Here is a 20,849-nt window from a genome sequence, read left to right as displayed (position 1 = left end):
GATTGCTATGACCGCCGTACGCGAACTCGACGGCTCGGAAGCGGGCGGCCAGTTCGTCCGGACCGCGCTGACCCTGTCGGTCCTGGAGAATGTGCCCGTTCGCCTCGAGCACGTCCGCGGAAATCGACCGACCCCCGGGCTGGCTCACCAGCATCTGGCCGTCCTCGAGACGATGGCCGAGCTCTGTGATGCCGACGTGTCGGGAGCGGAACTCGGCGCGGAGACGATCGAGTTCGATCCCGCCCTCGAATCGACGACGGATGCGACGGGCTGGCGTGGGCAAGAGCGCGGCCATCTTCCGGGTGGGGAGTACGCCGTCGACATCGGGACCGCCGGCAGCGTGACGCTGCTGTTCGATACCCTCCTGCCGCTCGCGTCGGTGCTCGACTCGCAGCTTTCGGTGACGGTCACCGGTGGGACGGATGTCAAGTGGTCGCCGCCGCTCGACTACTTCCGTAACGTCAAACTCCCACTGCTCCGCCGGTTCGGTCTCACCGCCGCCTGCGACGTCGACCGGCGCGGGTTCTATCCCAACGGCGGCGGTCGAGCGACGCTGCATCTCGCGCCCTCGAACCTCGAGCCGATCGACCTCGGCGAGCGCGGCTCGCCCGCTGAGATCCGGCTCTACTCGGTCGAGTCGGCGTCGCTCGCGGACCGCGACGTGGCTCACCGGCAGGCCGCAGGCGCGCTCGAGCGACTGTCGCTCGAGGACACCGGGATCGAACTCACCGAGCGCCGCGAATCCACTGTATCGAGCCCATCGCCGGGGTCGGCGATCGTGCTCCGACTCGATCACGGAACCGGCATCGCGGGCTGGTCGGCACTCGGCGAACGGGGCACGCCAGCCGAACGCGTCGGCGAGGACGCCGCCGACGCCGCAAACCGGTTCCTCGAACGCACGGGCGAGCGCGCGCCGCCGGTCGACCACCACATGGCCGATCAGCTGCTCGTCTACCTCGCGCTCGAGGGCGGACGACTGCGTGTGCCTGCGCTCACGGACCACGTCGCCACGAGCTGTGACCTCCTCGAAACGTTCGGCGCACGGCTCGACTGCGAGCACGACGAGGCAGGCGAGACGGCGCTGGTGACGGTCGAGTCGACGGTCGACGCGTAGGCAGGCACTTGAGGCGTCGCCGGCACTGCGTCAATTCACATACATTCAAGGAAACCAACATAACGTCACAACTTATACCGACGCCGTTCGTTGGTCCGGGTATGACCGACACACACCACATCGACCGACACGCCCGGAGGGCCGAGCCGTGAGCGACATTGTCACCTTTGGCGAGACGATGCTTCGCCTGTCGCCGCCGGACAACGAACGCCTCGAGACCGCCGCCGAATTCGAGGTCCGCGCGGCGGGTGCAGAGAGCAACGTCGCAATCGCCGCCGATCGACTCGGTGCGACGTCGACGTGGCTCTCGAAAGTACCGGAGACCGCACTCGGCAGACGCGTCGTCGGCGAACTCCGCCAGCACGGCATCGAGACTGACGTCGTCTGGAGCCACCGCGGCCGACAGGGCACCTACTACCTCGAGCGGGCTGGCAAACCCCGCGGAACGAACGTCGTCTACGACCGGGAGAACGCTGCTATCACAACCGCAGAGGCCCGCGAGTTCGACCTCGAGACGATCCAGAACGCCCGCGTCTTCTTCACGACCGGGATCACGCCCGCGCTTTCTCCGACGCTGCGTGAGACGACGCTGAACCTGCTCAAGGCGGCTAAGCAGGGCGGGACGACGACCGCCTTCGACTTCAACTACCGGCGCAAGCTCTGGTCGCCCGAGGAGGCAGAAGAGACGCTGACGAAGCTGTTCCCGGGAATCGACGTGCTCGTAATCGCCGCTCGCGACGCCCGGGACGTCCTCGGGTTCGAGGGCGATCCGCGACAACTCGCCCACAAACTCGGCTCCCAGTACAACTTCACCACGGTTATCGTCACTCGCGGATCCGACGGCGCGGTCGGCTGGCACGACGGTGTCGTCCACGAGCAGGACGTCTACGAGACCGAGACGGTCTCACAGATCGGCACCGGCGACGCCTTTACCGGCGCGTTCATCGCCCGCCGACTCCACGGTGAGGACATCCCGACCGCGCTCGAGTACGCCTCGGCGACGGCCGCGCTCAAGCGGACGATCCCCGGCGACGTTGCGCTGGTCACCAAAGACGAAGTCGACGCAGTCATTGCCGAGGGCGGAACGGCGGTTTCCCGCTGACGACTGCAGACAGGTTGTCCGACCGACTCGTTTTCGTCGTTCGTCGCCCGCACGTGCTGTTCTCGTCGTTTCGACGGACGTCGTTCCTTGGTGGTTGACTCGAGTGCACTGCCGGCTCCACAACCAGTGCGTGACTGTCAGGCTGTGAGGCTGGTGAACAACGTTATACTAGCCGATGGGGTGTATGCGGACGGATCATGGGGACTGTCACCACCACACAACTACGGTCGATGTACGAAGATATGGTAACGGCGCGATACTACGAAGAGCGCCTCCAAGAGGAGTACATGGAGGGGAAGACGCCGGGGTTCGACATCAGCGCCGGACCGATTCCGGGTGAACTCCACCTCGCGGCGGGCCACGAGGCGACCGCGGCCGGCGTCTGTGCACATCTGACCGACGAAGATACCGTCACGGCACCGCATCGGCCACACCACATCGCCATCGCGAAGGGCGTCGATCTGAAACGGATGACCGCGGAGATTTTCGGCCGCGAAACCGGCCTCAGCGCCGGGAAGGGTGGGCACATGCACCTGTTCGACCCAGACGTCAATTTCGCCTGTAGCGGCATCATCGCGCAGGGCTGTCCGCCCGCCGTCGGCGCGGCGCTGGCCGCTATGAAGCGCAACGAATCCAGCGTCGCGGTCGCCTACCTCGGCGAGGGTGCGATCAGTCAGGGGGCCTTCCTCGAGTCGCTTAACCTCGCGAGCCTGCACGACCTCCCAGTGATCTTCGTTATCGAGGACAACGACTGGGCGATCAGCATGCCCAAAGGGCGGATCAGCGTCCCACAGGACGGCTCGAAACGCGCTGCCGGATTCGACATGCCGGGGGTTCGGATCGACCACGACGACGCGACCGCGGTCTACGAGGCCGCCGCCGATGCGGTCGGTCGCGCTCGAGACGGCAACGGGCCGACGCTCATGTCCGTGCAGGTCCACCGCCGGATGGGTCATTTCATGGGAGATCCGGAGACGTATCGACCGGAGGCGGACCAACAGCGCCATCAAGAACGAGATTCCATCGAGCGACTGGCGGCCGACCTCGAGGCCGCCGGCGTCGACGAAGACGAACGGGAGACGATCCGCGAGGACGCCCACGAGTGCGTCGACGACGCGATCGCGTGGGCCAAAGAACAGCCTGAACCGGCTCCCGACGCCGCCCTCGAGGACGTGTTTTCGAACCCACCGTCGGGTGTAACAGACGAGGACCCGACGCCCGAGTTCGCCGGCAACGGAGGTGCGGACCGATGAGCGACGACGGGGGGCGACAGGCGACGATGAGCACGGCGATGGTCGAGGCCATCGCGACCGAGATGCGCGAGAGCGAGGACGTGTTCTACATGGGCGAGGATGTCGCCGACTACGGCGGCATCTTCGATTCGACGGACGGCTTACTCTCCGAGTTCGGCCACGATCGGATCATGGACGTCCCGATCAGCGAGACGGCCTACATCGGCGCGGCAGTCGGGGCCGCACAGGAGGGGATGCGACCGATTGCCGAGTTGATGTTCGTCGACTTCTTCGGCGTCTGTATGGACCAGCTCTACAACCAGATGGCCAAAAACACCTACATGAGCGGGGCGAACGTGAGCGTCCCGATGGTCCTGACGACGGCCGTCGGCGGCACCTACAGCGACGCGGCCCAACACTCCCAGACGCTGTATGGCACCTTCGCCCACCTCCCGGGAATGAAAGTCGTCGTTCCCTCGACAGCCTACGACGCCAAGGGGCTGATGCACAACGCCATCCGGGATGATGACCCAGTCGTCTACATGTTCCACAAGCGCCTGATGGGGATCGGCTGGATGCCGGCCCCCGACGGCCCGAAGACACCCGTTCCCGAGGAGCCCTACACCATCCCGTTCGGGCAGGCCGACGTCAAGCGCGAGGGGACCGACGTCACCGTCGTCACGCTCGGCTTGCACGTCCACCGCGCGATGGAGGCCGCCGCGGAACTCGCCGACGATGGCATCGACGTCGAGGTGATTGACCTCCGGACGCTCGTTCCGTTGGACGAGGCGACGGTTCTCGAGTCGGTCAAAAAGACCGGCCGACTCGTCGTCGTCGACGAGGACTACCGCTCGTTCGGTCTCACCGGCGAAGTCATCACCCGCGTCGTCGAGGCCGAGCCGGACGCTCTCGAGGCGGTCGAACGGCTCGCCGTTCCGGACGTCCCGCTGCCGTACGCGCGCCCGCTCGAGAACAGGGTGCTCCCGGATAGCGACGACATCGAAAACGCGATTCGGAACACCCAGTCATGAGTGCCGACGAATCGCGCGTGGCGCTCGATTCGGCCGACTTCTGGCCGGCCGACGCGGACGAAAACGAGGGACTCGTCCTCGAGTGGTTCGTCAGCGAGGGCAGTCAGGTCGCCGAGGGCGACCACCTGTGTACGTTTCAGGTCGAGAAGATCGACGTCGAGGTCGCCGCCCCGACGAGCGGGACCGTCGACGAGATCGTCCTCGAGAAAGACGCGGAACTCGAGCGCGGCGAGGCGCTTGCATACCTCACGCCGGCGTCGGATGCCGGGAACTGAGACGGGGCGCGCATCTCACGCCCTCAAGCACGAGTGGCGGTCAACGCTCACCGGCAATCGGCGCTGATCGTATGTTTTGTTGATACGATCGCGGGCGTCGAATCGTGTACTGGCAGGACGTTTGGACGGTTTTGTCAGAAGCTACTTTATAAGCGTCTCCAATGGTCCGGATACGATGACCCGAACTGTAGCCGTTGTGCTCGCAGTGCTCGTCACGACGGCGACCTTGCCAGTCGCCGCCGTTGGCGGTGTCGTGGGCACGTCACAGACCGTCGAATCGGATGCGATGACGAACGGACAGGCCGACGCCTACGCCGGCACCCACGTCGCGTTCGACACCGCGAGTAATGCCATCGTCGACTACCGGGTCGGCGGCCAGTCGGTGTTCGAGAACGTGACCGTCGAGTCCCAACGCGACCATCACAGCCAGACTGGGATCGGCGCTGACGTCGGTCTCTCGGCCGTGACGAATCTCTCCGGAATCGGCCTCGAGATCGCAGCCCAGACCGAGACCCGGGCCGAGATCGCCACCGAGGGATCGGCCTCGCTGGCGGCACACGACACCGAACGCGGCATCCTGACCGTCGACGCTGGCGAGGAAGCCCAGTACGTCCAGCTGAATCTCTCCGAGGACAGCACCGCCGAGGTCAGCGACGAGGGCGACCGCGTCACCGTCGACAGCGGTGACCGAACCGGCGTCCTCCTCGTGGCCGGCGACGGCGAGGTCGCCGTTACCGATAACGGCGACGTGACGGCCGACCTCGAGCGCGAGTCGACGCTCGTCTTTCGCTCCTATGCCGACGACGAGCACGACGACGACGCTGTCGAACAGGAACGACTGATCGCCGACGGAACGGCAACCGCTGAAGTCTACGCCGCCGAGGCCGACGGCGACCGCGTCGCCGATGTCGCCACCTACGGTCAGGACATCGCCGTCGAGGCACAGCGCAACGGCGAAGATCGCCTCGAGATGGTCGTCAAGCGCGCCCAGCACGAGGGGACGATCGTCATCGTCTCCGTCTCCGAGGCCGCGCTCGAGGCCGCCGACAGCGCCGACGACCTCGCGGTGACCGTCGACGGCGAGGCTGCCGTCGAAGCCGATTCGTACAGCGACCTCGAGGGCGGGATCGGCGAGGAGCCGCGATACATGGTGACCCACTCGAGCGAGGCGTCGGCGGCCGCTGACGTGCTCGTCGCAGTCGATCACTTCTCGGAGCGCGAGGTTGCGATTCAGGGCGACACCGAAGACGACGCTGACGGGAGCGAGAGTGACAGCGTGCCCGGGTTCGGCGTTGCCGCCGCGATCAGCGCGCTGCTCGCCGTCGTCGGCGCACGCATCCGGTAGTCAGCCGCTGGACGCCGCCGACACGACCGCGTGCCGAACCGCTTTCGGAGTCGCGAACCCAACGCGTCGAGACGTGTGGACTGGAACCGACGATATTTACGCCAAATAGCTGTTTTCGTGTGCTAACCAACAGCCAGCAATCCTTATTATTACCAGTCGCCTATGGATCTCCGAATATCCATGAGATCCTTCGATGAGATGAATCGCATGTTCCGCGAGATGGACCGCGCCTTCGACCAGCTCCGATCGGCCTGGCTGTCCGAGTTCGACACGCCGGGTTTCGGCCCCGCCCTCGAGCGCGGGAGTGAACACGAGATGATGCCGTCGATGGTCGGTGACGACACGGCTGCGACCCTCGAGGACGAGGGCGATCGCTACGTCTACGTGATGGACCTGCCGGGGTTCGAAAAGTCGGACATCGAACTCACGTTCGACGACGGGGTGCTGTCGATCCGAGCCCAGACCGACGTCGAGGAAGGCTCCGACGCCTACCGATCCGTCCGCTCGCGTCGGGTCGGACGCCAGGTCCCCATCCCGAAAGCGATCGTCACCGACGAGATCACCGCCAGCTATCACAACGGCGTCCTCGAGGTGCACCTGCCGATCGTCGACGACGACCGCGACGACGACGGCCATCACATCGAGATCGAGTGAGCCGATCGGTGGCGCTCTCGGCCCCGTTCGGCACAACGGCCGGCGACCATCCCGACCACGCTCTCAACGTACATTCCAATATCCATACCATTAAGTAAATCGAGTAATCGCTCTCATCAGTACGATAACGGCGCTGAAACAACTATCTCTCGTTCATATCTTCCCATCATATCAGTATCCGTACAACCAGTCAACGGCTGGCCATGTCCTTTTCCCTCCCGGTATGATAGGGACACGCGTGACCCAAGCGGTCCGACAGGCGACCGTCGACGATATCTGGGCCGTCCACGCGACAGCGCGCCAGAGTTGGCACGCCGCGTACGACGATCTCCTCGGTGCCGACCGCGTCGACGATATCGTCGACGAGTGGTACGCGATCGGCGACCTCGAGTCGTCGATCAGCGACGCGAGTGGCCGCGCTGACGCTGTCTTTCTGGTCGCCGAGGGTAGCGACGCCGCCACCGGCGACGGGTTCGCGAGCGACTGTCGCGGCTTCGTACAGGTCGTCCCGTGGCCCGAGGACGTCGCTGTGGGATATCTGACTCGACTCTACGTCCGACCGGACGTGTGGGGTGAGGGTGTCGGGACCGCACTACTTGAGGCGCTCGAGGCGAGTCTCGGCGACACGTTCGATCGGCTGCGCCTGGCCGTCCTCGCCGACAACGAGCGCGGGATTTCGTTTTCCGAAGCTGCCGGATTCGAACACGTCGCGACGCGGGAGACGGATCTGGCCGACGGCCTCGAGGAATCCGTCTACGAGAAATCGGTTTAGGTGCTCATCGTCCGAGTGCCGCGTCGACGAGCGCTGACTCGGCAGTGCGAAGCAGCGTCGACGCCGCGCTCTCCGAACAGCCGAGGTCGTCGGCGACCCTCGCCAGCGATGCCGTCCGCGGGACGTCGTAGTAGCCGAGGTCTCGAGCCGTCTCGAGTGCCTCGAACTGGCGGCCGGTTACCCTCCCGGCGAGCGTTTCGGTTCGCTGTCGGTGCTCACTGACACGCTCGACCTCGACGCCGACGTCGTCGGGAACGCGCTCGAGGACGCCCGCTAACGCGTCCGGTTCGCCGAGGATGCTGAGCTGTGCCGTTTGCCGGCCGGTGTAGACGATCGGCGGGACGATCACGAGCCCGAGTTCGTCGAAGATTCCCATCAGCGTCGCGTCGACGGTACGGAGATTCAACACCGCGTAGCCGTAGTACGTCCCTTCGCCGACGGGCGTGAGTTCGTACCGGTGGACGATCTCGAGGTCGGCGGCTGCGTCGCGGGCCGCTTCGGGATCACCGACGAATCGCGAGAGAAACCGCAGTGTTTCGCTACCGGTGTCGATGTCCCAAGACAGCAGCTCCTCTCGGTAGACGGCGTCTGCATCGGGCGTCGGGAGTTGCATCGACTGCGGGAGTCGCAGGGTGAGATCCGCCGAGTGCATACCTGGTCGTTCGTCGGCTGGTATAATGACGTTCAGTGCTTCGCGGAAACGGCGACAGTCGTATCGATCCATTGCTCGAGTATGAGCGATTCACGCTCGCGGACGGTCGACGCAACGCACGACCTCGAGGTGACGACACCGCCACGACTCGACGGGGTACCGGTGGTCGGGAGCTCGCTCTCGATCATGCGTGACGCGCTTGCGTTCACAGAGGCGGCACGCGAGCGCGGCGACGTCGTGGCCTACGAGGCGTTCGGCGCCGATATGGCCGCTGTTTTCGACCCCGAGGTCGTCGAACAGGTCCTGGTCTCGCGCAGCGACGAGTTCCGGAAAGGCGAACTGGACAGGGAGTTCGGCGACCGCATCGCTCCTGATGGCGTGGTGTTCACCGAGGGCGAGCGCTGGCGTCGCCAGCGAACCGTCCTCCAGTCGTGGTTCACGCCAGACCGAATCGAAGCGTACGCCGACTCCATGGTCGCGGAGGCCGCGGCGCTCGCCGACGGCTGGGACGACGGCGACATCGTCGACGTGGGAGACCCGCTCTCGACGTTCACCCTCCGGGTGCTCACGAAGACGTTATTCGACCTCGAGTTCGACGACGAGCGGGCGGCCACGGTCAGACGGGCGACCCGCGCGCTGTCGACCTACGCCAGTCCTCGCGGCTTCGCGCTCCGCACGATCTTGCCCTCGTGGATTCCGACGCCGGCGGAACCGGCGTACGAGCGCGCGATGGCCGATCTCGACGCCCTCGTCTCGAGGCTGGTCGCTCAGCGACGCGAGGCGGAAGCGAACGGTGGGGATCTCCTCTCGTTGCTCGCGAGGGCGGAGTACCCCGACGGCACCCGGATGGACCCCGAGACCGTCCGTGACCAGCTCGTCACCCTCCTCGTCGCCGGCCACGAGACGAGCGCCACCGCGCTTACGTTCGCCTGCTGGTATCTCGCCGGCGACGACGCAGTTCGAGAGTGCCTCGAGCGCGAACTCGAGGCCGTCTGCGACGACCGCGATCCGACGATCGCCGACCTTCCAGCCCTCGAGTACACCGACGCGATCGTCGACGAAACGCTGCGCCTCTATCCGCCGGTGACGGACCTCTACCGCGAGGCCGTCGAGACGACGACCCTCGGTGGCTACCGGATCTCGGAAGGGACGACCCTCCAGCTTTCGGTCTACGGGATTCACCGCGACGAGCGGTGGTGGGACGCTCCCGAGACGTTTCGACCGAGCCGGTGGCTCGAGGATTGTGACCGGCCCGAGTACGCGTACTTCCCGTTCGGCGGCGGGCCGCGACACTGTCTCGGGATGCGCTTTGCGAGGGTCGAACTAAAACTCGCGCTCGCGGCCCTCGCTCGGCGACTCGAGTTCGAGCGCGTCACCGACTCGTTGTCGCCCTCGGCCGGACTCACGCTCGATCCCGGCACTGTCGAACTGCGAGTGAAAAAACGGTAGTCGATCCCTTCGGCGTCGCGTTTCTTTCGGTTCGCGTCGCTTACAGCGTTTTCTCCGCTTCTTCCTCGTCTTCGACCACTTCGATGCCGCGGTTGTTGACCGCCATCGGATCGAGCCCGACCTCCTGCAGGAAGTTCTTGTACTCGCGTTCACACTGCTCGGCGTCTTTCTGTTTGTCGCTGGCGCGATCACAGAGTTCGACGAGGTTCTCCGGCACGTCGTTCTGGTAGACGATCCAGTGGTTGATCAGGTCGCTAAGCCTGCGAATCGGGCTCGTGAAGTGGCCGTAGATCTCGAAGTTCAGCGCGTGGTGGCCGCCGAATGGGTCGTTCATGTACTTCGCACGGGGCATCACCTTCATCACCGCCCACTGGATTTTGTCGAGTTGGCGACCGGGTGCGTCCTCGAGCGTCGCGTTGACGGCCTTTCGTGGGTCGTCCCACGTGTCGCCGGGGATGGAGACGCCGTCTAGGTCCTGAATCTCTCGAAGGGCTTCGGACCACTCGTCCGGACTTGGCTGCGGGTGGACTCGGTACATCGCTTCGACGCCACGATTCCACATCAGTTCGTGCGTGACGGCCTTGTTGGCCTTGAGCATACACTCCTCGATGATCGTGTGAGCGCGGTCACGGGCGGGGTTCAGGACGAGTGAGCCGTCCTCTTTGCGCTGCTCGTGCATCCGGTCGGCGACTTCATGCACCAGTTTGTTCTCCTCGTGCAATGGCGCGTCGGGATCCTCGAGACGATTCTCGGCCTGCGAGTAGGTGAGTCGCTCGTCGGATTCGATGACCGACTTGTAGATGTCGATGGTCTCGTAGGAGAGGTGCTCCTTGTCGAGGTGCATCTCGACCGTGTGTGCCAGTCGGTCCTCGTTGGGGACCAGTGAACAGACCGTCTCGGCCAGCACGGGCGGGAGCATATGGATCGTATAGCCCGGGAGATAGACTGTGTTCCCGCGCTCGACGGCTTCGTCCCACATCGCCGTCTCGGGATTGACGTAGTGGGTCACGTCGGCGATGTGGACCCAGAGGACGTACTCGTCCTCGCGTTCCTCGATCGATAGCGCGTCGTCGAAGTCCTGTGCGTCGATCGGGTCCGTCGTCCACGTCGTCAGGTCCCGCAGGTCTTTGCGTTCGTCGAGTTCGTCCTGAATCTCCGCCTCGACGCCTTCGGTTCGCGCTTTGGCTTCCTCGAGGACCGTCGCGGGGAACTCGTCGCGGATCTCGAACTTCTCGAACAGCTCCTCGCGTTTGTTTTCCAGATGTCGTGCGAGCTCCTCGCTGATCTCGACTGGGCCCTGCCCTTCGGCCGTACCGGCTTCGGCCTGTGCGTCGTCACTCATACGGTGTGGTACGAACGAAAGGGTGAAAGTCGTGTCGGGACGGCCGGGTGCTCGAGTCCCACACGATCACGGCGATTCGGGCCACTCGCTGCGCTCGTTCGATCCGAGTAGTATCGCGCCGGCTGCTCACCGAGTACAGCTCGTGTCGGCGACTCACACGGACAGCAGACCGTTTCAGGACTCCTCCTCGAGTTTCCCGTATCGTTCCTCGACGGTCTGCAGATACGTCGAGAGAAACGTCGCCTCGTCGGTGTCGCCGGCCCCGCTCTCGACGAGTACCTCCTCGAGGTCGGTCCGTGGATAATGACACAGGTCGGTGTGACAGGGTTTGCAGAGGTACTCGAACGCTTTGTGCTTTCGGTCCCAGCGATCGCCGTGTTTGTCGTACTCGCGGGCCATCGACCGGGTTATCTGGTCGCCACAGGCCAGACACGTGACCGTCTCTGTGCGGCTCCGGGAGGGCCACATGGCTATCACCACTCCGTGCTAGTACTTAGCAATTGTCGCATTCGTCGGCGGTCCCGACTGTCACAGTGGTCGATCGGTCGGTGGAACGGGCCTTTTATTTCCGGACCGCTCGTTTGACCGGGTATGCAGGTCAAGTCTCGCCATCATCTCCGCAGCGATGCCGTTTCGGATCTAGAGGACACCCTGACAGAGCAACTCGGCGTCACCCCCGACGGCGACGCATACGAGCGCGTCGAGTTCGAAGACACCGACTGGGAGGTCATCCTCATCGACGGCGAACCGCAGGTCGCCTACTTCGGCGACGAACCGTTCCTGACGGTTCGTGGGGCAAACGCCTACGAACCAGACCGTCGACTCGTCACGGTCGACACCGGTGCGATCTCGTTCGTCAGCGACGGCGCGGACGTGATGCGCCCCGGGATTACAGCGGCAACGGACGACATCTCGCCCGGCGATCTGGTCGTCATCGCCGAGGAAACCCACGGAAAAGTCCTTGCCGTCGGCCGCGCTCGCGTCGAGGGCTCGGAGATGGCTGGTGACGAGGGCAAGGTCGTCGACTCGCTGCATCACGTCGGCGACGACCTCTACGAGTTCACCGGCTAATCGACGCTCGAGTCGCCGTATACGCTCTTTCTGGCATGTGTTCGATCACTGTCTGGATATCGTTTCTGTCGGTGCTCGTTCGAAATTTCTCGCCGACAACTACTGCACACAAGACAGTGTCTGACGTAAGAACTATACTGGCGGCGGCGGTGGGTTACGCCAATGGGATTTATGAGCAAAATTCTCGGTGGCAGTCAGTCACGAACCGCCGAGGATTACGTCGAACTGAACCTCGACGACGTTTCGGCGAGCTCGGCCGACGCGGCGATGCAGGTCCATATCGCCGAAGTCAGCGGACAGGCCGATGCGATCGACATCAAAGACGCCGTCTACGACGGCGATATCGTCATTGCGGATATCACCCGTCTGCGAACCGAGGATAGCACCGTCGAACACATCGTTGACGAACTCCGGCAGGTCGCCCACGAAGTCGACGGCGATATCGTCCGGAAAGGCGACGATCAGATGATTATCACGCCGACCGGCGTCCGAATCAGCCGCGAGAAACTGGGCCAGCGAGCCTAAACGGCGTTTGTGATCGGTTCCGCGGACTGTGTTGGCTCCCCGTCGGACCTCGTGGTTTTCACCGGCCGGGAATTCCGGTGTCAGGTTATTAGAAGCGATGCCGAAGTGACACGCATGAGCGGGTTTCGAGCCACAGTCGTCGTCAACGAACCCACGGACTGTCCGATCGCCGACGCCTCGGCGACTACCGAGGAGCCGATCACCACCGTCACGCGCTCGCAGGCATCGACTGGTGGAACGGTCGTCGAGGAGTTCGGCGTCGCTGCCGGCCCGTCGGCGGAGACGGTTTCCGAACGTGCCGGGACCGACCTGACTGCAGTACAGACGAGCGAGCACGAGGACGTCTATCGGTTCGAGCGCGACGCCGGCGCAGAGTGCGCGTGTGAGATCATCGAGCAAACGGGGACGCCGATCGCTTCCGTTCGCGCACAGCACGGTTCGCTGTTGTTGTCGTTTCGAACGCTCGAACTCGAGTCGGTCGCCGAGATCGTCGGTGACCTCCGCGCGGATTTCGATGGCGTCCTCGTCGAGGACCTCACGCAGGACCACGACGAGTCGACGGATCCCGTCATCGTCGACCGGGAACTGTTGACGACGCGCCAGCGAGAGATCGTCGAGACGGCCCACGAGTGCGGCTATTTCGAATATCCGAAAGGGGCAAATGCGACGGACGTCGCCGAGGAACTCGACATTGCGCGCTCGACGTTCACCGAGCATCTCGCCGCTGCCCAAACGAAGCTGATGAATGCCATTCTCGAAAAATAATGTAAAATAATCCACCCCGATGATTAAACAGTGAACGGATGTCTATTCAAGTGGTAGAATCAGTCGTTCAGTTTTTGTATCTACCCGACGAAACGGTGACATCACACGTCTTCGGGCGTGACAGCGAACAAACGACAATACTTTTCCATCGGGGTGCGAAATGCCGAGTATGGTTGACGATCTCAAGAAAGGATTGGAGGGAGTCCTTGTTGCAGAGTCCGGACTCAGCTCGATCGACGGCGACGAAGGTCGACTGATCTATCGAGGCTATACGATCGAAGATCTTGCCCGCAATGCGAGCTACGAGGAGGTCGTCTATCTCCTCTGGCACGGCCACCTGCCAAACGAGGACGAACTCGAGTCGTTCACCGCCGCGCTCAACGAGGAGCGCGAGGTCAGCGACGACGTGCTCGCGACGATGGAGCGACTCGCGGCGGCAAACGAGCAGCCGATGGCCGCACTCCGGACTGCGGTCTCGATGTTTTCGGCCACCGAACCCGAACGCGACGCCGATCCCGAGGACCTCGAGGCGTCGCTTCGAAAGGGACGGCGGATCACGGCCAAGATTCCGACCGCGCTCGCGGCGTTCGAGCGCTATCGTCTCGGCGAGGAGCCGCTCGATCCCCACCCTGATCTGGGGCTCGCGGCGAATTTCCTTTATATGCTAACCGGCGAGGAACCCAGCGACATCCACGCCGAAACCTTCGATCAGGCGCTTATCCTGCACGCAGACCACGGCCTGAACGCCTCGACGTTCACCGCGATGGTGATCGGCTCGACGATGGCCGACATCTACAGCGCCGTGACTGGCGGCATCAGCGCGCTCTCCGGCCCACTCCACGGCGGCGCAAATCAGGACGTCATGGAGGTCTTGAAAGAGATCGACGAAAGCGACTTGGACCACCGCGAGTGGGTCGAACAGGCGACCGAAGAAGGACGACGCATCCCCGGCTTCGGCCACCGCGTTTACAACGTCAAAGACCCCCGAGCGAAGATCCTTCAAGAACGCAGCAAGGAACTCGCCGACAACGGCGAGGACAAGTGGTACAACTACACGACGACCATCGAACAGTACCTCACCGAGGAGAAAGGGCTGGGCGAGAAAGGCATCGCCCCGAACGTCGACTTCTACTCGGGCTCGGTCTACTACCAGCTCGGCATCCCGATCGATATGTACACCCCGATCTTCGCGATGAGCCGTGCCGGTGGCTGGGTCGGCCACGTCCTCGAGTATCAGGAAGACAACCGACTCATCCGCCCACGCGCACGTTACACCGGCCCAGAAGACGAAACGTTCGTTCCGATCTCGGACCGATAACGCCGTTTCGGCCGGCTTCATAGGCCGATACCGTTTTTCCGTTCTGTTTGCCGTTCCCTCACCGGAACGCGGTACTGTCCGTTCTCGAGCGGGCGTCGACTGCACCACCGGAATCGAAGTCAGTGGGCAGTACGGCCAAGGCGACCGCACCCGAACATTCGGCTGTGCTGGTCTTCGTGTACGGAACGCTGACCGAGCCGGAGCGGGTCGAGCGGCTTCTGGGCAACGGTCCCGGAGCGTACGAGTTTCGAGGTGACGCCGTCCTCGAGGGATTCCACCGCGTCGACGGCCGGTATCCGACGCTCGTACCCGGTGGGCATGTCGAGGGACGACTGCTCGCCGTCGACGACTCCGCACTCGAGCGACTCGATCGCTACGAGGGCGTCGATCGCGGACTGTACGCGCGGGTTTCGGTGCCGGACATGGAACAGCGATCCGTGCAGGTGTACGTTGGTGATCCGGCACGACTCGGCCTCGAGCGCGATGCGTCGTGGCCCGACGCGCCGTCGTTTCGGGTAGCCGTCCGCACGGCACTCGAGCGATCGAACGCCGTGTTACGACGTACCGAATGACGTCCGGCAGACAAGCGTCGGACATCCCGAAAACAGCCCTCACGTCTTGCGTTTTCACTTTCACCCTGGAGCCATGAGCTTTATATGCTACGCGTTCCCTTCTACACTCGCACGTCACACGCCGTGCATTCCTGTATTCCCTGTCGTGTTGCCGATCGGCAACACAGTCCTGTCGCGGGACTCGGTGTGGGCTGGGCCGTCTGGCTGACCAGTCCCCGACAGTCTTACAACACCAGCCGAGTAGTCGGGCGTATGCTCGAACTTGCCGACATTCTCGAGGCACGCGAGCGGGTGCGTGAGACATCTCGACACACACCGCTCGAACACTCGCACACGTACTCAGCGATGACCGGTGCCGACGTCCACCTGAAACTGGAGAACTTCCAGCGAACGGGGGCGTTCAAGATCCGCGGCGCGACGAACCGGATCGCGACGCTTTCGGAGACACAGAAAGAGGCGGGCGTCGTCACCGCGAGTGCGGGTAATCACGCACAGGGCGTTGCGCTCGCGGCGACGCGAGCGGGCGTCGACTCGAAGATCGTGATGCCCGAACACGCACCGATCTCAAAAGTCAAAGCGACGAAAAGCTACGGTGCAAAGGTCGTCCTCGCGGGGCGAGACTACAACGAAGCCGCCGAGCGTGCCCACGAAATCGAACGCGAGGAAGACCGTACCTACGTCCACGCCTTCGACGACGAGGACGTGATGGCCGGGCAGGGAACGATCGGGCTCGAGATCCTCGATGACTGCCCGGACGTCGAGACCGTCGTCGTCCCCATCGGCGGTGGCGGCCTCATCAGCGGGATCGCTACGGCGATCAAGGCGCAAAAACCCGACACGCGCGTCATCGGCGTGCAGGCCGACGGAGCCTCGAGCGCCGCAGCCTCCCTCGAGAAAGGCGAACGCGTCTCGCTCGAGGGGGTCGACACCATCGCGGATGGGATCGCGACACGCAGTATCGGTGAGCAGACGTTCCCCTACATCCAGCAGTACGTCGACGAGGTCGTCACCGTCTCCGATCCCGAGATCGCCGTCGCGCTGGTCTATCTCCTCGAGCGGTCGAAGACGCTCGTCGAAGGCGCTGGTGCGGTGCCGCTTGCGGCGGTGCTCTTCGAGCAGTTCGACTACGACGACGACGAGACGATCGTTGCCGCCCTCTGTGGCGGCAACATCGACCTCAACACGCTGACGAACGTCATCGTCCGCGGGCTCGTCGAGACCGGCCGCTATCTCAAGATTCGGACGGTGCTGAAAGACCGTCCGGGCGCACTCGAGGACCTCCTCGAGATCTTCACCGCCCATCAGGCGAACATCTACGCGATTCACCACGACCGGACCTCCCGCGAAGTCGAGATGAGCGATACCGAAGTCGAGATCGAACTCGAGATGCGCGGCCCCGACCACGTTGACGCGTTCCTCTCCGATCTCCGCGACGCCGGCTACCCGGTCGACATCCTCGCGTAGCGGTATCGCCTCGTTTTAAGCCCGGGCGCGCCGAGGAGTGGAATATGAAACGGATCATCCAGACCGACGACGCACCTGCCGCAGTCGGTGCCTACAGTCAGGCGACGACCGACGACTCGCTGGTGTTTACCGCCGGCCAAATCCCACTGACGGCCGACGGTGACCTCCTCGACGACGAACCGATCGACGTCCAGACTGAACAGGCACTTTACAATCTCGATGCCGTTCTCGACGAGGCCGGGGCGACCTCCGCAGACATCCTCAAAGTCACCGTTTTCCTCGACGACATCGACGACTTCGACGCGATGAACGAGGCCTACGCCAGCTACTTCGACGACGAGCCGCCAGCTCGAAGCGCCATCGAAGTCGCTGCCCTCCCCAAAGGCGTCGGCATCGAAATCGAAGCCATCGCCTCGCTCGAGTAAGGAATGCAAGTGACCGTCGCTGGACTGTCACCGCGGCTCCTCTCTGCACTCCTGTGGGGTTTCGGTGGCGCGCTGGCCTTCCTCGTGCTCGTCCAGGGCTACACGCTCGCCGTCGACCCACTCGTCTCGATCACTCAGGGACTGCTCGTCGCCGTTCTCGTCGGCGTCGCGACGGCGGGGAGCGCGTACGTTCTCGAGCATCGGATCGCCGTGTGGTCGGCCCGCCGTGCGGCGGGTGAAACCGAGTCACACGGCGGCGACGGCAAAAGTAAGAGTTAAACGACCGACGTGGTTATGAGCAGGTAGGCCAGGATGGCCGAACGGTAAGGCGCACGCCTGGAAAGCGTGTTCCCTTTCGGGATTCAGGGTTCAAATCCCTGTCCTGGCGTCTTTTGCCGCGAACAAACTCGTGAGCGACACGTCCCTCCACACGGAACCGGTTCGAGAAACATTGCCCGAGTGGCGACGCGTCTCGGGCAGCGAAGACACACGCCGTTTCAAAAAACGATGGAGCGACGAGCGACACCGCGGAGGCGAGACGGTTACCGCTCGAGTTCGGCCGGCGAGTCGGTTGCAATCCAGCAATCGGGGTCGTCCGGATCTCTGAGTTCTAACGTACCGTTTTGACACACCACCATCTCGTATCGATCCGTCATCGTGACCCCAACGAGTGTGCCACCGGGATCGAATATCGTAACAGGGCACTTACCGTCCCGTTCCGGCGGAGTATGGACCGCATACTCGAGTCAGCGCCTAGTCACACCGACGAGCGGACAACGATTTAGTCAGGGGGAACGGAGTGTGTGGCATGTGCGGTCGCTACACACTGATGGTCGACCAGACGACCCTCGAGGACCGCTTCGACGCTCGAGTCTCGAATGCAAGCGGCGAACCGGAGTCGATCACGCCACGGTACAATATGGCACCGGGACAGCAGCTCCCGGTCGTCATGGACGATGCGCCGGATACGATCCAGCACCTCGAGTGGGGGCTGGTGCCATCGTGGGCCGACGACGACAGCGGCGGGCTGATCAACGCGCGGGCAGAGTCCATCGCCGAGAAGCCGAGTTTTCGCGAGGCGTACGAACGGCGACGGTGTCTCGTTCCCGCAGACGGCTTCTACGAGTGGGTCGAGACTGAATCGGGGAAACAGCCGTACCGAGTCAGCTTCGAGGACGATCGGGTGTTTGCGATGGCTGGCCTGTGGGAGCGCTGGGAGCCGGCGACGACGCAGACAGGCCTCGACGCCTTCGGCGGCGGCGTCGACGACGCGACCGACACTGGCCCACTCGAGACCTTTACCATCGTCACCACCGAACCGAACGACCTCGTCTCGGAACTGCACCATCGGATGGCCGTTATCCTCGAGCCCGAGAACGAACGCGAGTGGCTGACTGCCGACGACCCACAGGCACTGCTCGAGCCGTATCCGGCCGACGAACTGCGAGCGTACCCCGTCTCGAAGGCGGTCAACGATCCGTCGACCGACGACCCGTCGGTAGTCGAGCCACTCGAGTCGTGACCGCAATTCCAGTCACTCTTAAATATGGCGAAGTATCCCATTTGATGATCGCTGTAGACGATCGTTAACATACAACATACTTTGGGTGAAAACGGTTCGCAGTACGGTGGTTTCGCCACTCTCTGGTCAGTTGTGGTGATCACTCGACGATAGCAGATAGCAAAAGATTTATGTAGAAGGGCAATCAATGAATCGGCTGACTATGAGCCAGCGAATGCAGCAGGGACAGCCGATGATCGTGATGAGCGAAGACTCCCAGCGCGTCAAGGACAAGGACGCGCAGGATTACAACATCAGTGCAGCCCGTGCAGTCGCCGAGGCTGTACGCTCGACACTCGGTCCAAAAGGGATGGACAAGATGCTCGTCGACTCGATGGGATCGGTGACGATCACCAACGACGGCGTCACCATCCTTCAGGAGATGGACATCGACAACCCGACGGCCGAGATGATCATCGAAGTCGCCGAGACCCAGGAGGACGAGGCCGGCGACGGCACCACGACCGCCGTCGCAGTCACGGGCGAACTCCTCAAAAACGCCGAGGACCTGCTCGAGCAGGACATCCACCCGACGGCGATCATCAAAGGCTTCCACATGGCGAGCGAGCAGGCCCGCGAGGAGATTGACGACATCGCAAGCGACATCGACACTGACGACGAGGAACTCATCCGGAAGACAGCCGAGACCTCGATGACTGGCAAGGGCACTGAGGTCAACAAGGAACACCTCGCCCAGCTGATCGTCGACGCCGTCCGCCAGGTTACCGTCGAAGACGAGGAGGGGAACAACGTCGTCGACCTCGAGTTCCTCAACCTCGAGACCCAGACCGGCCGCGCCGTCGGCGAGTCCGACCTGCTCGAGGGCGGCATCGTGGACAAAGACCCCGTCCACGACAACATGCCGACCGAGGTCGAAGACGCCGACATCCTGCTGCTGAACGAGGCGATCGAGGTCGAGGAGACCGACGTCGACACCGAAGTCTCCGTCACCGACCCCGACCAGCTCCAGAAATTCCTCGACCGTGAGGAGAAACAGCTGCGCGACAAGGTCGACCACATCGTCGACCTCGGTGCTGACGTCGTCTTCTGCCAGAAAGGCATCGACGACCTCGCCCAGCACTACCTCGCCAAGGAAGGCATCCTCGCCGTCCGCCGTGCCAAGAAGTCCGACCTCGAGTTCCTCTCGGAAGTCGTCGACGCCGCGGTCGTCTCCGACTTAGAGAGCGCGACGGAAGCGGACCTCGGCTTCGGCGACGTCACCCGCGACGACGAGGACGAGATGTTCTACGTCGAGGGCGAGGACGCCCACGGCGTCACGCTCCTGCTGCGCGGCTCGACCGAGCACGTCGTCGACGAACTCGAGCGCGGTGTCAACGACGCACTCGACGTCGTCGCACAGACCGTCTCCGACGGCCGCGTGCTGGCCGGCGGCGGTGCGACCGAGGTCGAACTCGCCTCGCGACTCCGTGACTACGCCGACTCCGTCTCCGGGCGCGAGCAGCTCGCTGTCGAAGCCTTCGCCGACTCGCTCGAACTCGTCCCACGCGTGCTCGCCGAGAACGCCGGCCTCGACTCCATCGACACGCTCGTCGACCTGCGTGCGGCCCACGACGATGGCGACGTGCAGGCCGGTCTGAACGTGTTCTCGGGCGACGTCGAGAACACCTTCGACGCTGGCGTCGTCGAGCCGGCCCACGCCAAAGAGCAGGCCGTCACCTCCGCTGCCGAGGCCGCAAACCTCGTCCTCAAAATCGACGACATCATCTCCGCCGGTGACCTGTCGACCGACAAGGGCGACGACGAAGAGGGCGGCGCACCCGGCGGCATGGGCGGCATGGGCGGCGGCATGGGCGGCATGATGTAAACGCGGCTAGTAGCCACCGTCCACCACCCCACGCTGCGGTTCCGTATCGTCGACAATTACTACCGTTTTTTGCGTGTGTCCTCGAGCGCCCAGCGACGGCTGACTCGAGCGAGGACGCTGGACTCTAACACACGTTCGCTCCTCTGATTCACACCGGAACTGACAGGCACACGACCTATTGTGCTGGTTGGTGTATGACGGCTATGGCCTATCGAACGACCGTCGGCTGGTCGCTGTTTTCCTCCGGTGTCGTCACGCTCGTCTTGAAAGTGCTGCCCGGCGATTCGCTGTGGTGGGGACTGCTGTTGCTCATCCTCGGCGTGGTGGTGTTGTACATCAGATAAGACCGCGCAGG

At 63.7% G+C, this 20,849-nt stretch carries 23 protein-coding genes and 1 tRNA gene; 21 read left to right on the top strand and 3 right to left on the bottom strand.

Annotation, left to right across the window (positions count from 1 at the left end):
• Positions 1–7 precede the first annotated feature (7 nt).
• From rtcA to GCU68_RS02330, 8 genes are all read left to right on the top strand, one after another.
• Positions 8–1,114 carry an RNA 3'-terminal phosphate cyclase gene (rtcA, locus tag GCU68_RS02365; protein WP_152938864.1) on the top strand — a complete coding sequence of 369 codons (1,107 nt, stop codon included), beginning with the start codon at positions 8–10 and terminating at the stop codon, positions 1,112–1,114.
• Positions 1,115–1,262: 148 nt separating this feature from the next.
• Positions 1,263–2,216 carry a bifunctional 2-dehydro-3-deoxygluconokinase/2-dehydro-3-deoxygalactonokinase gene (kdgK1, locus tag GCU68_RS02360; RefSeq protein WP_152938863.1) on the top strand — a complete coding sequence of 318 codons (954 nt, stop codon included), beginning with the start codon at positions 1,263–1,265 and terminating at the stop codon, positions 2,214–2,216.
• A 197-nt stretch (positions 2,217–2,413) separates the two neighbouring features.
• Positions 2,414–3,469: a thiamine pyrophosphate-dependent dehydrogenase E1 component subunit alpha gene (locus GCU68_RS02355; protein WP_152938862.1), complete on the top strand. Its 1,056-nt coding sequence runs from the start codon at positions 2,414–2,416 to the stop codon at positions 3,467–3,469.
• Positions 3,466–4,479, top strand: a complete 1,014-nt coding sequence (locus tag GCU68_RS02350) for an alpha-ketoacid dehydrogenase subunit beta (protein WP_152938861.1) — start codon at positions 3,466–3,468, stop codon at positions 4,477–4,479. Before GCU68_RS02355 ends, GCU68_RS02350 begins: the two co-directional genes overlap by 4 nt.
• Complete coding sequence (locus GCU68_RS02345; RefSeq protein WP_152938860.1) at positions 4,476–4,754, top strand: lipoyl domain-containing protein; 279 nt, start codon at positions 4,476–4,478, stop codon at positions 4,752–4,754. The genes GCU68_RS02350 and GCU68_RS02345 overlap by 4 nt, the downstream gene beginning before the upstream one ends.
• A gap of 175 nt (positions 4,755–4,929) precedes the next feature.
• Entirely contained in the window at positions 4,930–6,099 is a 1,170-nt protein-coding gene (locus tag GCU68_RS02340; protein WP_152938859.1) for a PGF-CTERM sorting domain-containing protein, read from the top strand.
• A 180-nt stretch (positions 6,100–6,279) separates the two neighbouring features.
• Positions 6,280–6,753 (top strand): Hsp20/alpha crystallin family protein, encoded by a 474-nt coding sequence (locus GCU68_RS02335; protein WP_152938858.1) that lies wholly within the window; start codon positions 6,280–6,282, stop codon positions 6,751–6,753.
• Positions 6,754–6,991: 238 nt separating this feature from the next.
• Positions 6,992–7,525, top strand: a complete 534-nt coding sequence (locus GCU68_RS02330) for a GNAT family N-acetyltransferase (RefSeq protein WP_152938857.1) — start codon at positions 6,992–6,994, stop codon at positions 7,523–7,525.
• A gap of 4 nt (positions 7,526–7,529) precedes the next feature.
• Here GCU68_RS02330 and GCU68_RS02325 read toward each other — a convergent pair whose 3' ends face one another.
• Complete coding sequence (locus tag GCU68_RS02325; protein WP_152938856.1) at positions 7,530–8,177, bottom strand: helix-turn-helix domain-containing protein; 648 nt, start codon at positions 8,175–8,177, stop codon at positions 7,530–7,532.
• A gap of 81 nt (positions 8,178–8,258) precedes the next feature.
• On the opposite strand from GCU68_RS02325, the gene GCU68_RS02320 reads away from it, so the two are divergent.
• Positions 8,259–9,626, top strand: coding sequence for a cytochrome P450 (locus tag GCU68_RS02320; protein ID WP_152938855.1), 1,368 nt, complete (start codon positions 8,259–8,261; stop codon positions 9,624–9,626).
• Between the two features lie 40 nt (positions 9,627–9,666).
• Here GCU68_RS02320 and GCU68_RS02315 read toward each other — a convergent pair whose 3' ends face one another.
• The gene (locus tag GCU68_RS02315) at positions 9,667–10,968 is read right to left on the bottom strand and encodes an RNB domain-containing ribonuclease (RefSeq protein WP_152938854.1); all 1,302 of its coding nucleotides are present in this window, start codon (positions 10,966–10,968) and stop codon (positions 9,667–9,669) included.
• Positions 10,969–11,142: 174 nt separating this feature from the next.
• Positions 11,143–11,436 (bottom strand): DUF7562 family protein, encoded by a 294-nt coding sequence (locus tag GCU68_RS02310; protein ID WP_152938853.1) that lies wholly within the window; start codon positions 11,434–11,436, stop codon positions 11,143–11,145.
• Between the two features lie 123 nt (positions 11,437–11,559).
• On the opposite strand from GCU68_RS02310, the gene GCU68_RS02305 reads away from it, so the two are divergent.
• The 12 genes from GCU68_RS02305 (at position 11,560) to GCU68_RS21185 (ending at position 20,838) form a co-directional block, all read left to right on the top strand.
• A complete protein-coding gene (locus tag GCU68_RS02305; RefSeq protein ID WP_152938852.1) occupies positions 11,560–12,039 on the top strand; it encodes an RNA-binding protein in 480 nt (159 codons plus the stop codon).
• A gap of 162 nt (positions 12,040–12,201) precedes the next feature.
• Positions 12,202–12,564, top strand: coding sequence for a cell division protein SepF (locus GCU68_RS02300; RefSeq protein WP_008160391.1), 363 nt, complete (start codon positions 12,202–12,204; stop codon positions 12,562–12,564).
• Between the two features lie 114 nt (positions 12,565–12,678).
• Positions 12,679–13,329 carry a helix-turn-helix domain-containing protein gene (locus GCU68_RS02295; RefSeq protein ID WP_152938851.1) on the top strand — a complete coding sequence of 217 codons (651 nt, stop codon included), beginning with the start codon at positions 12,679–12,681 and terminating at the stop codon, positions 13,327–13,329.
• A 169-nt stretch (positions 13,330–13,498) separates the two neighbouring features.
• On the top strand, positions 13,499–14,647 hold the full coding sequence (gene citZ / locus GCU68_RS02290; RefSeq protein WP_152938850.1) for a citrate synthase: 1,149 nt from the start codon (positions 13,499–13,501) through the stop codon (positions 14,645–14,647).
• Between the two features lie 164 nt (positions 14,648–14,811).
• Positions 14,812–15,219 carry a gamma-glutamylcyclotransferase family protein gene (locus tag GCU68_RS02285; RefSeq protein WP_152938849.1) on the top strand — a complete coding sequence of 136 codons (408 nt, stop codon included), beginning with the start codon at positions 14,812–14,814 and terminating at the stop codon, positions 15,217–15,219.
• Positions 15,220–15,471: 252 nt separating this feature from the next.
• Positions 15,472–16,683 carry a threonine ammonia-lyase gene (gene ilvA / locus GCU68_RS02280; protein ID WP_152938848.1) on the top strand — a complete coding sequence of 404 codons (1,212 nt, stop codon included), beginning with the start codon at positions 15,472–15,474 and terminating at the stop codon, positions 16,681–16,683.
• A gap of 44 nt (positions 16,684–16,727) precedes the next feature.
• Entirely contained in the window at positions 16,728–17,108 is a 381-nt protein-coding gene (locus GCU68_RS02275) for a Rid family detoxifying hydrolase (RefSeq protein ID WP_152938847.1), read from the top strand.
• A 3-nt stretch (positions 17,109–17,111) separates the two neighbouring features.
• A complete protein-coding gene (locus GCU68_RS02270; RefSeq protein WP_193565064.1) occupies positions 17,112–17,387 on the top strand; it encodes a hypothetical protein in 276 nt (91 codons plus the stop codon).
• A gap of 27 nt (positions 17,388–17,414) precedes the next feature.
• A tRNA-Ser gene (locus tag GCU68_RS02265) sits at positions 17,415–17,496 on the top strand.
• A gap of 420 nt (positions 17,497–17,916) precedes the next feature.
• Positions 17,917–18,630 carry an SOS response-associated peptidase gene (locus GCU68_RS02260; protein WP_152938846.1) on the top strand — a complete coding sequence of 238 codons (714 nt, stop codon included), beginning with the start codon at positions 17,917–17,919 and terminating at the stop codon, positions 18,628–18,630.
• Positions 18,631–18,832: 202 nt separating this feature from the next.
• Positions 18,833–20,494, top strand: coding sequence for a thermosome subunit beta (gene thsB / locus GCU68_RS02255; RefSeq protein WP_152938845.1), 1,662 nt, complete (start codon positions 18,833–18,835; stop codon positions 20,492–20,494).
• A gap of 203 nt (positions 20,495–20,697) precedes the next feature.
• Positions 20,698–20,838, top strand: a complete 141-nt coding sequence (locus GCU68_RS21185; protein ID WP_168927063.1) for a hypothetical protein — start codon at positions 20,698–20,700, stop codon at positions 20,836–20,838.
• Positions 20,839–20,849: the final 11 nt, after the last annotated feature.

The organism is Natronorubrum aibiense (genome assembly GCF_009392895.1).
GTDB lineage: Archaea > Halobacteriota > Halobacteria > Halobacteriales > Natrialbaceae > Natronorubrum > Natronorubrum aibiense.
The sequence above is the reverse complement of the archived record's forward strand: the minus strand, read 5'-3'. Positions and strand labels throughout refer to the sequence as shown.

Bases quoted from the DNA above. Each gene is read 5' to 3' on its own strand.
- rtcA (WP_152938864.1), top strand. From the start codon at position 8: ATGACCGCCGTACGCGAACTCGACGGCTCGGAAGCGGGCGGCCAGTTC.
- GCU68_RS02355 (WP_152938862.1), top strand. From the start codon at position 2,414: ATGGGGACTGTCACCACCACACAACTACGGTCGATGTACGAAGATATG.
- GCU68_RS02350 (WP_152938861.1), top strand. From the start codon at position 3,466: ATGAGCGACGACGGGGGGCGACAGGCGACGATGAGCACGGCGATGGTC.
- GCU68_RS02345 (WP_152938860.1), top strand. From the start codon at position 4,476: ATGAGTGCCGACGAATCGCGCGTGGCGCTCGATTCGGCCGACTTCTGG.
- GCU68_RS02340 (WP_152938859.1), top strand. From the start codon at position 4,930: ATGACCCGAACTGTAGCCGTTGTGCTCGCAGTGCTCGTCACGACGGCG.
- GCU68_RS02335 (WP_152938858.1), top strand. From the start codon at position 6,280: ATGAGATCCTTCGATGAGATGAATCGCATGTTCCGCGAGATGGACCGC.
- GCU68_RS02325 (WP_152938856.1), bottom strand. From the start codon at position 8,177: ATGCACTCGGCGGATCTCACCCTGCGACTCCCGCAGTCGATGCAACTC.
- GCU68_RS02320 (WP_152938855.1), top strand. From the start codon at position 8,259: ATGAGCGATTCACGCTCGCGGACGGTCGACGCAACGCACGACCTCGAG.
- GCU68_RS02315 (WP_152938854.1), bottom strand. From the start codon at position 10,968: ATGAGTGACGACGCACAGGCCGAAGCCGGTACGGCCGAAGGGCAGGGC.
- GCU68_RS02310 (WP_152938853.1), bottom strand. From the start codon at position 11,436: ATGTGGCCCTCCCGGAGCCGCACAGAGACGGTCACGTGTCTGGCCTGT.
- GCU68_RS02305 (WP_152938852.1), top strand. From the start codon at position 11,560: ATGCAGGTCAAGTCTCGCCATCATCTCCGCAGCGATGCCGTTTCGGAT.
- GCU68_RS02300 (WP_008160391.1), top strand. From the start codon at position 12,202: ATGGGATTTATGAGCAAAATTCTCGGTGGCAGTCAGTCACGAACCGCC.
- GCU68_RS02295 (WP_152938851.1), top strand. From the start codon at position 12,679: ATGAGCGGGTTTCGAGCCACAGTCGTCGTCAACGAACCCACGGACTGT.
- citZ (WP_152938850.1), top strand. From the start codon at position 13,499: ATGGTTGACGATCTCAAGAAAGGATTGGAGGGAGTCCTTGTTGCAGAG.
- ilvA (WP_152938848.1), top strand. From the start codon at position 15,472: ATGCTCGAACTTGCCGACATTCTCGAGGCACGCGAGCGGGTGCGTGAG.
- GCU68_RS02275 (WP_152938847.1), top strand. From the start codon at position 16,728: ATGAAACGGATCATCCAGACCGACGACGCACCTGCCGCAGTCGGTGCC.
- GCU68_RS02270 (WP_193565064.1), top strand. From the start codon at position 17,112: ATGCAAGTGACCGTCGCTGGACTGTCACCGCGGCTCCTCTCTGCACTC.
- GCU68_RS02260 (WP_152938846.1), top strand. From the start codon at position 17,917: ATGTGCGGTCGCTACACACTGATGGTCGACCAGACGACCCTCGAGGAC.
- thsB (WP_152938845.1), top strand. From the start codon at position 18,833: ATGAGCCAGCGAATGCAGCAGGGACAGCCGATGATCGTGATGAGCGAA.
- GCU68_RS21185 (WP_168927063.1), top strand. From the start codon at position 20,698: ATGGCCTATCGAACGACCGTCGGCTGGTCGCTGTTTTCCTCCGGTGTC.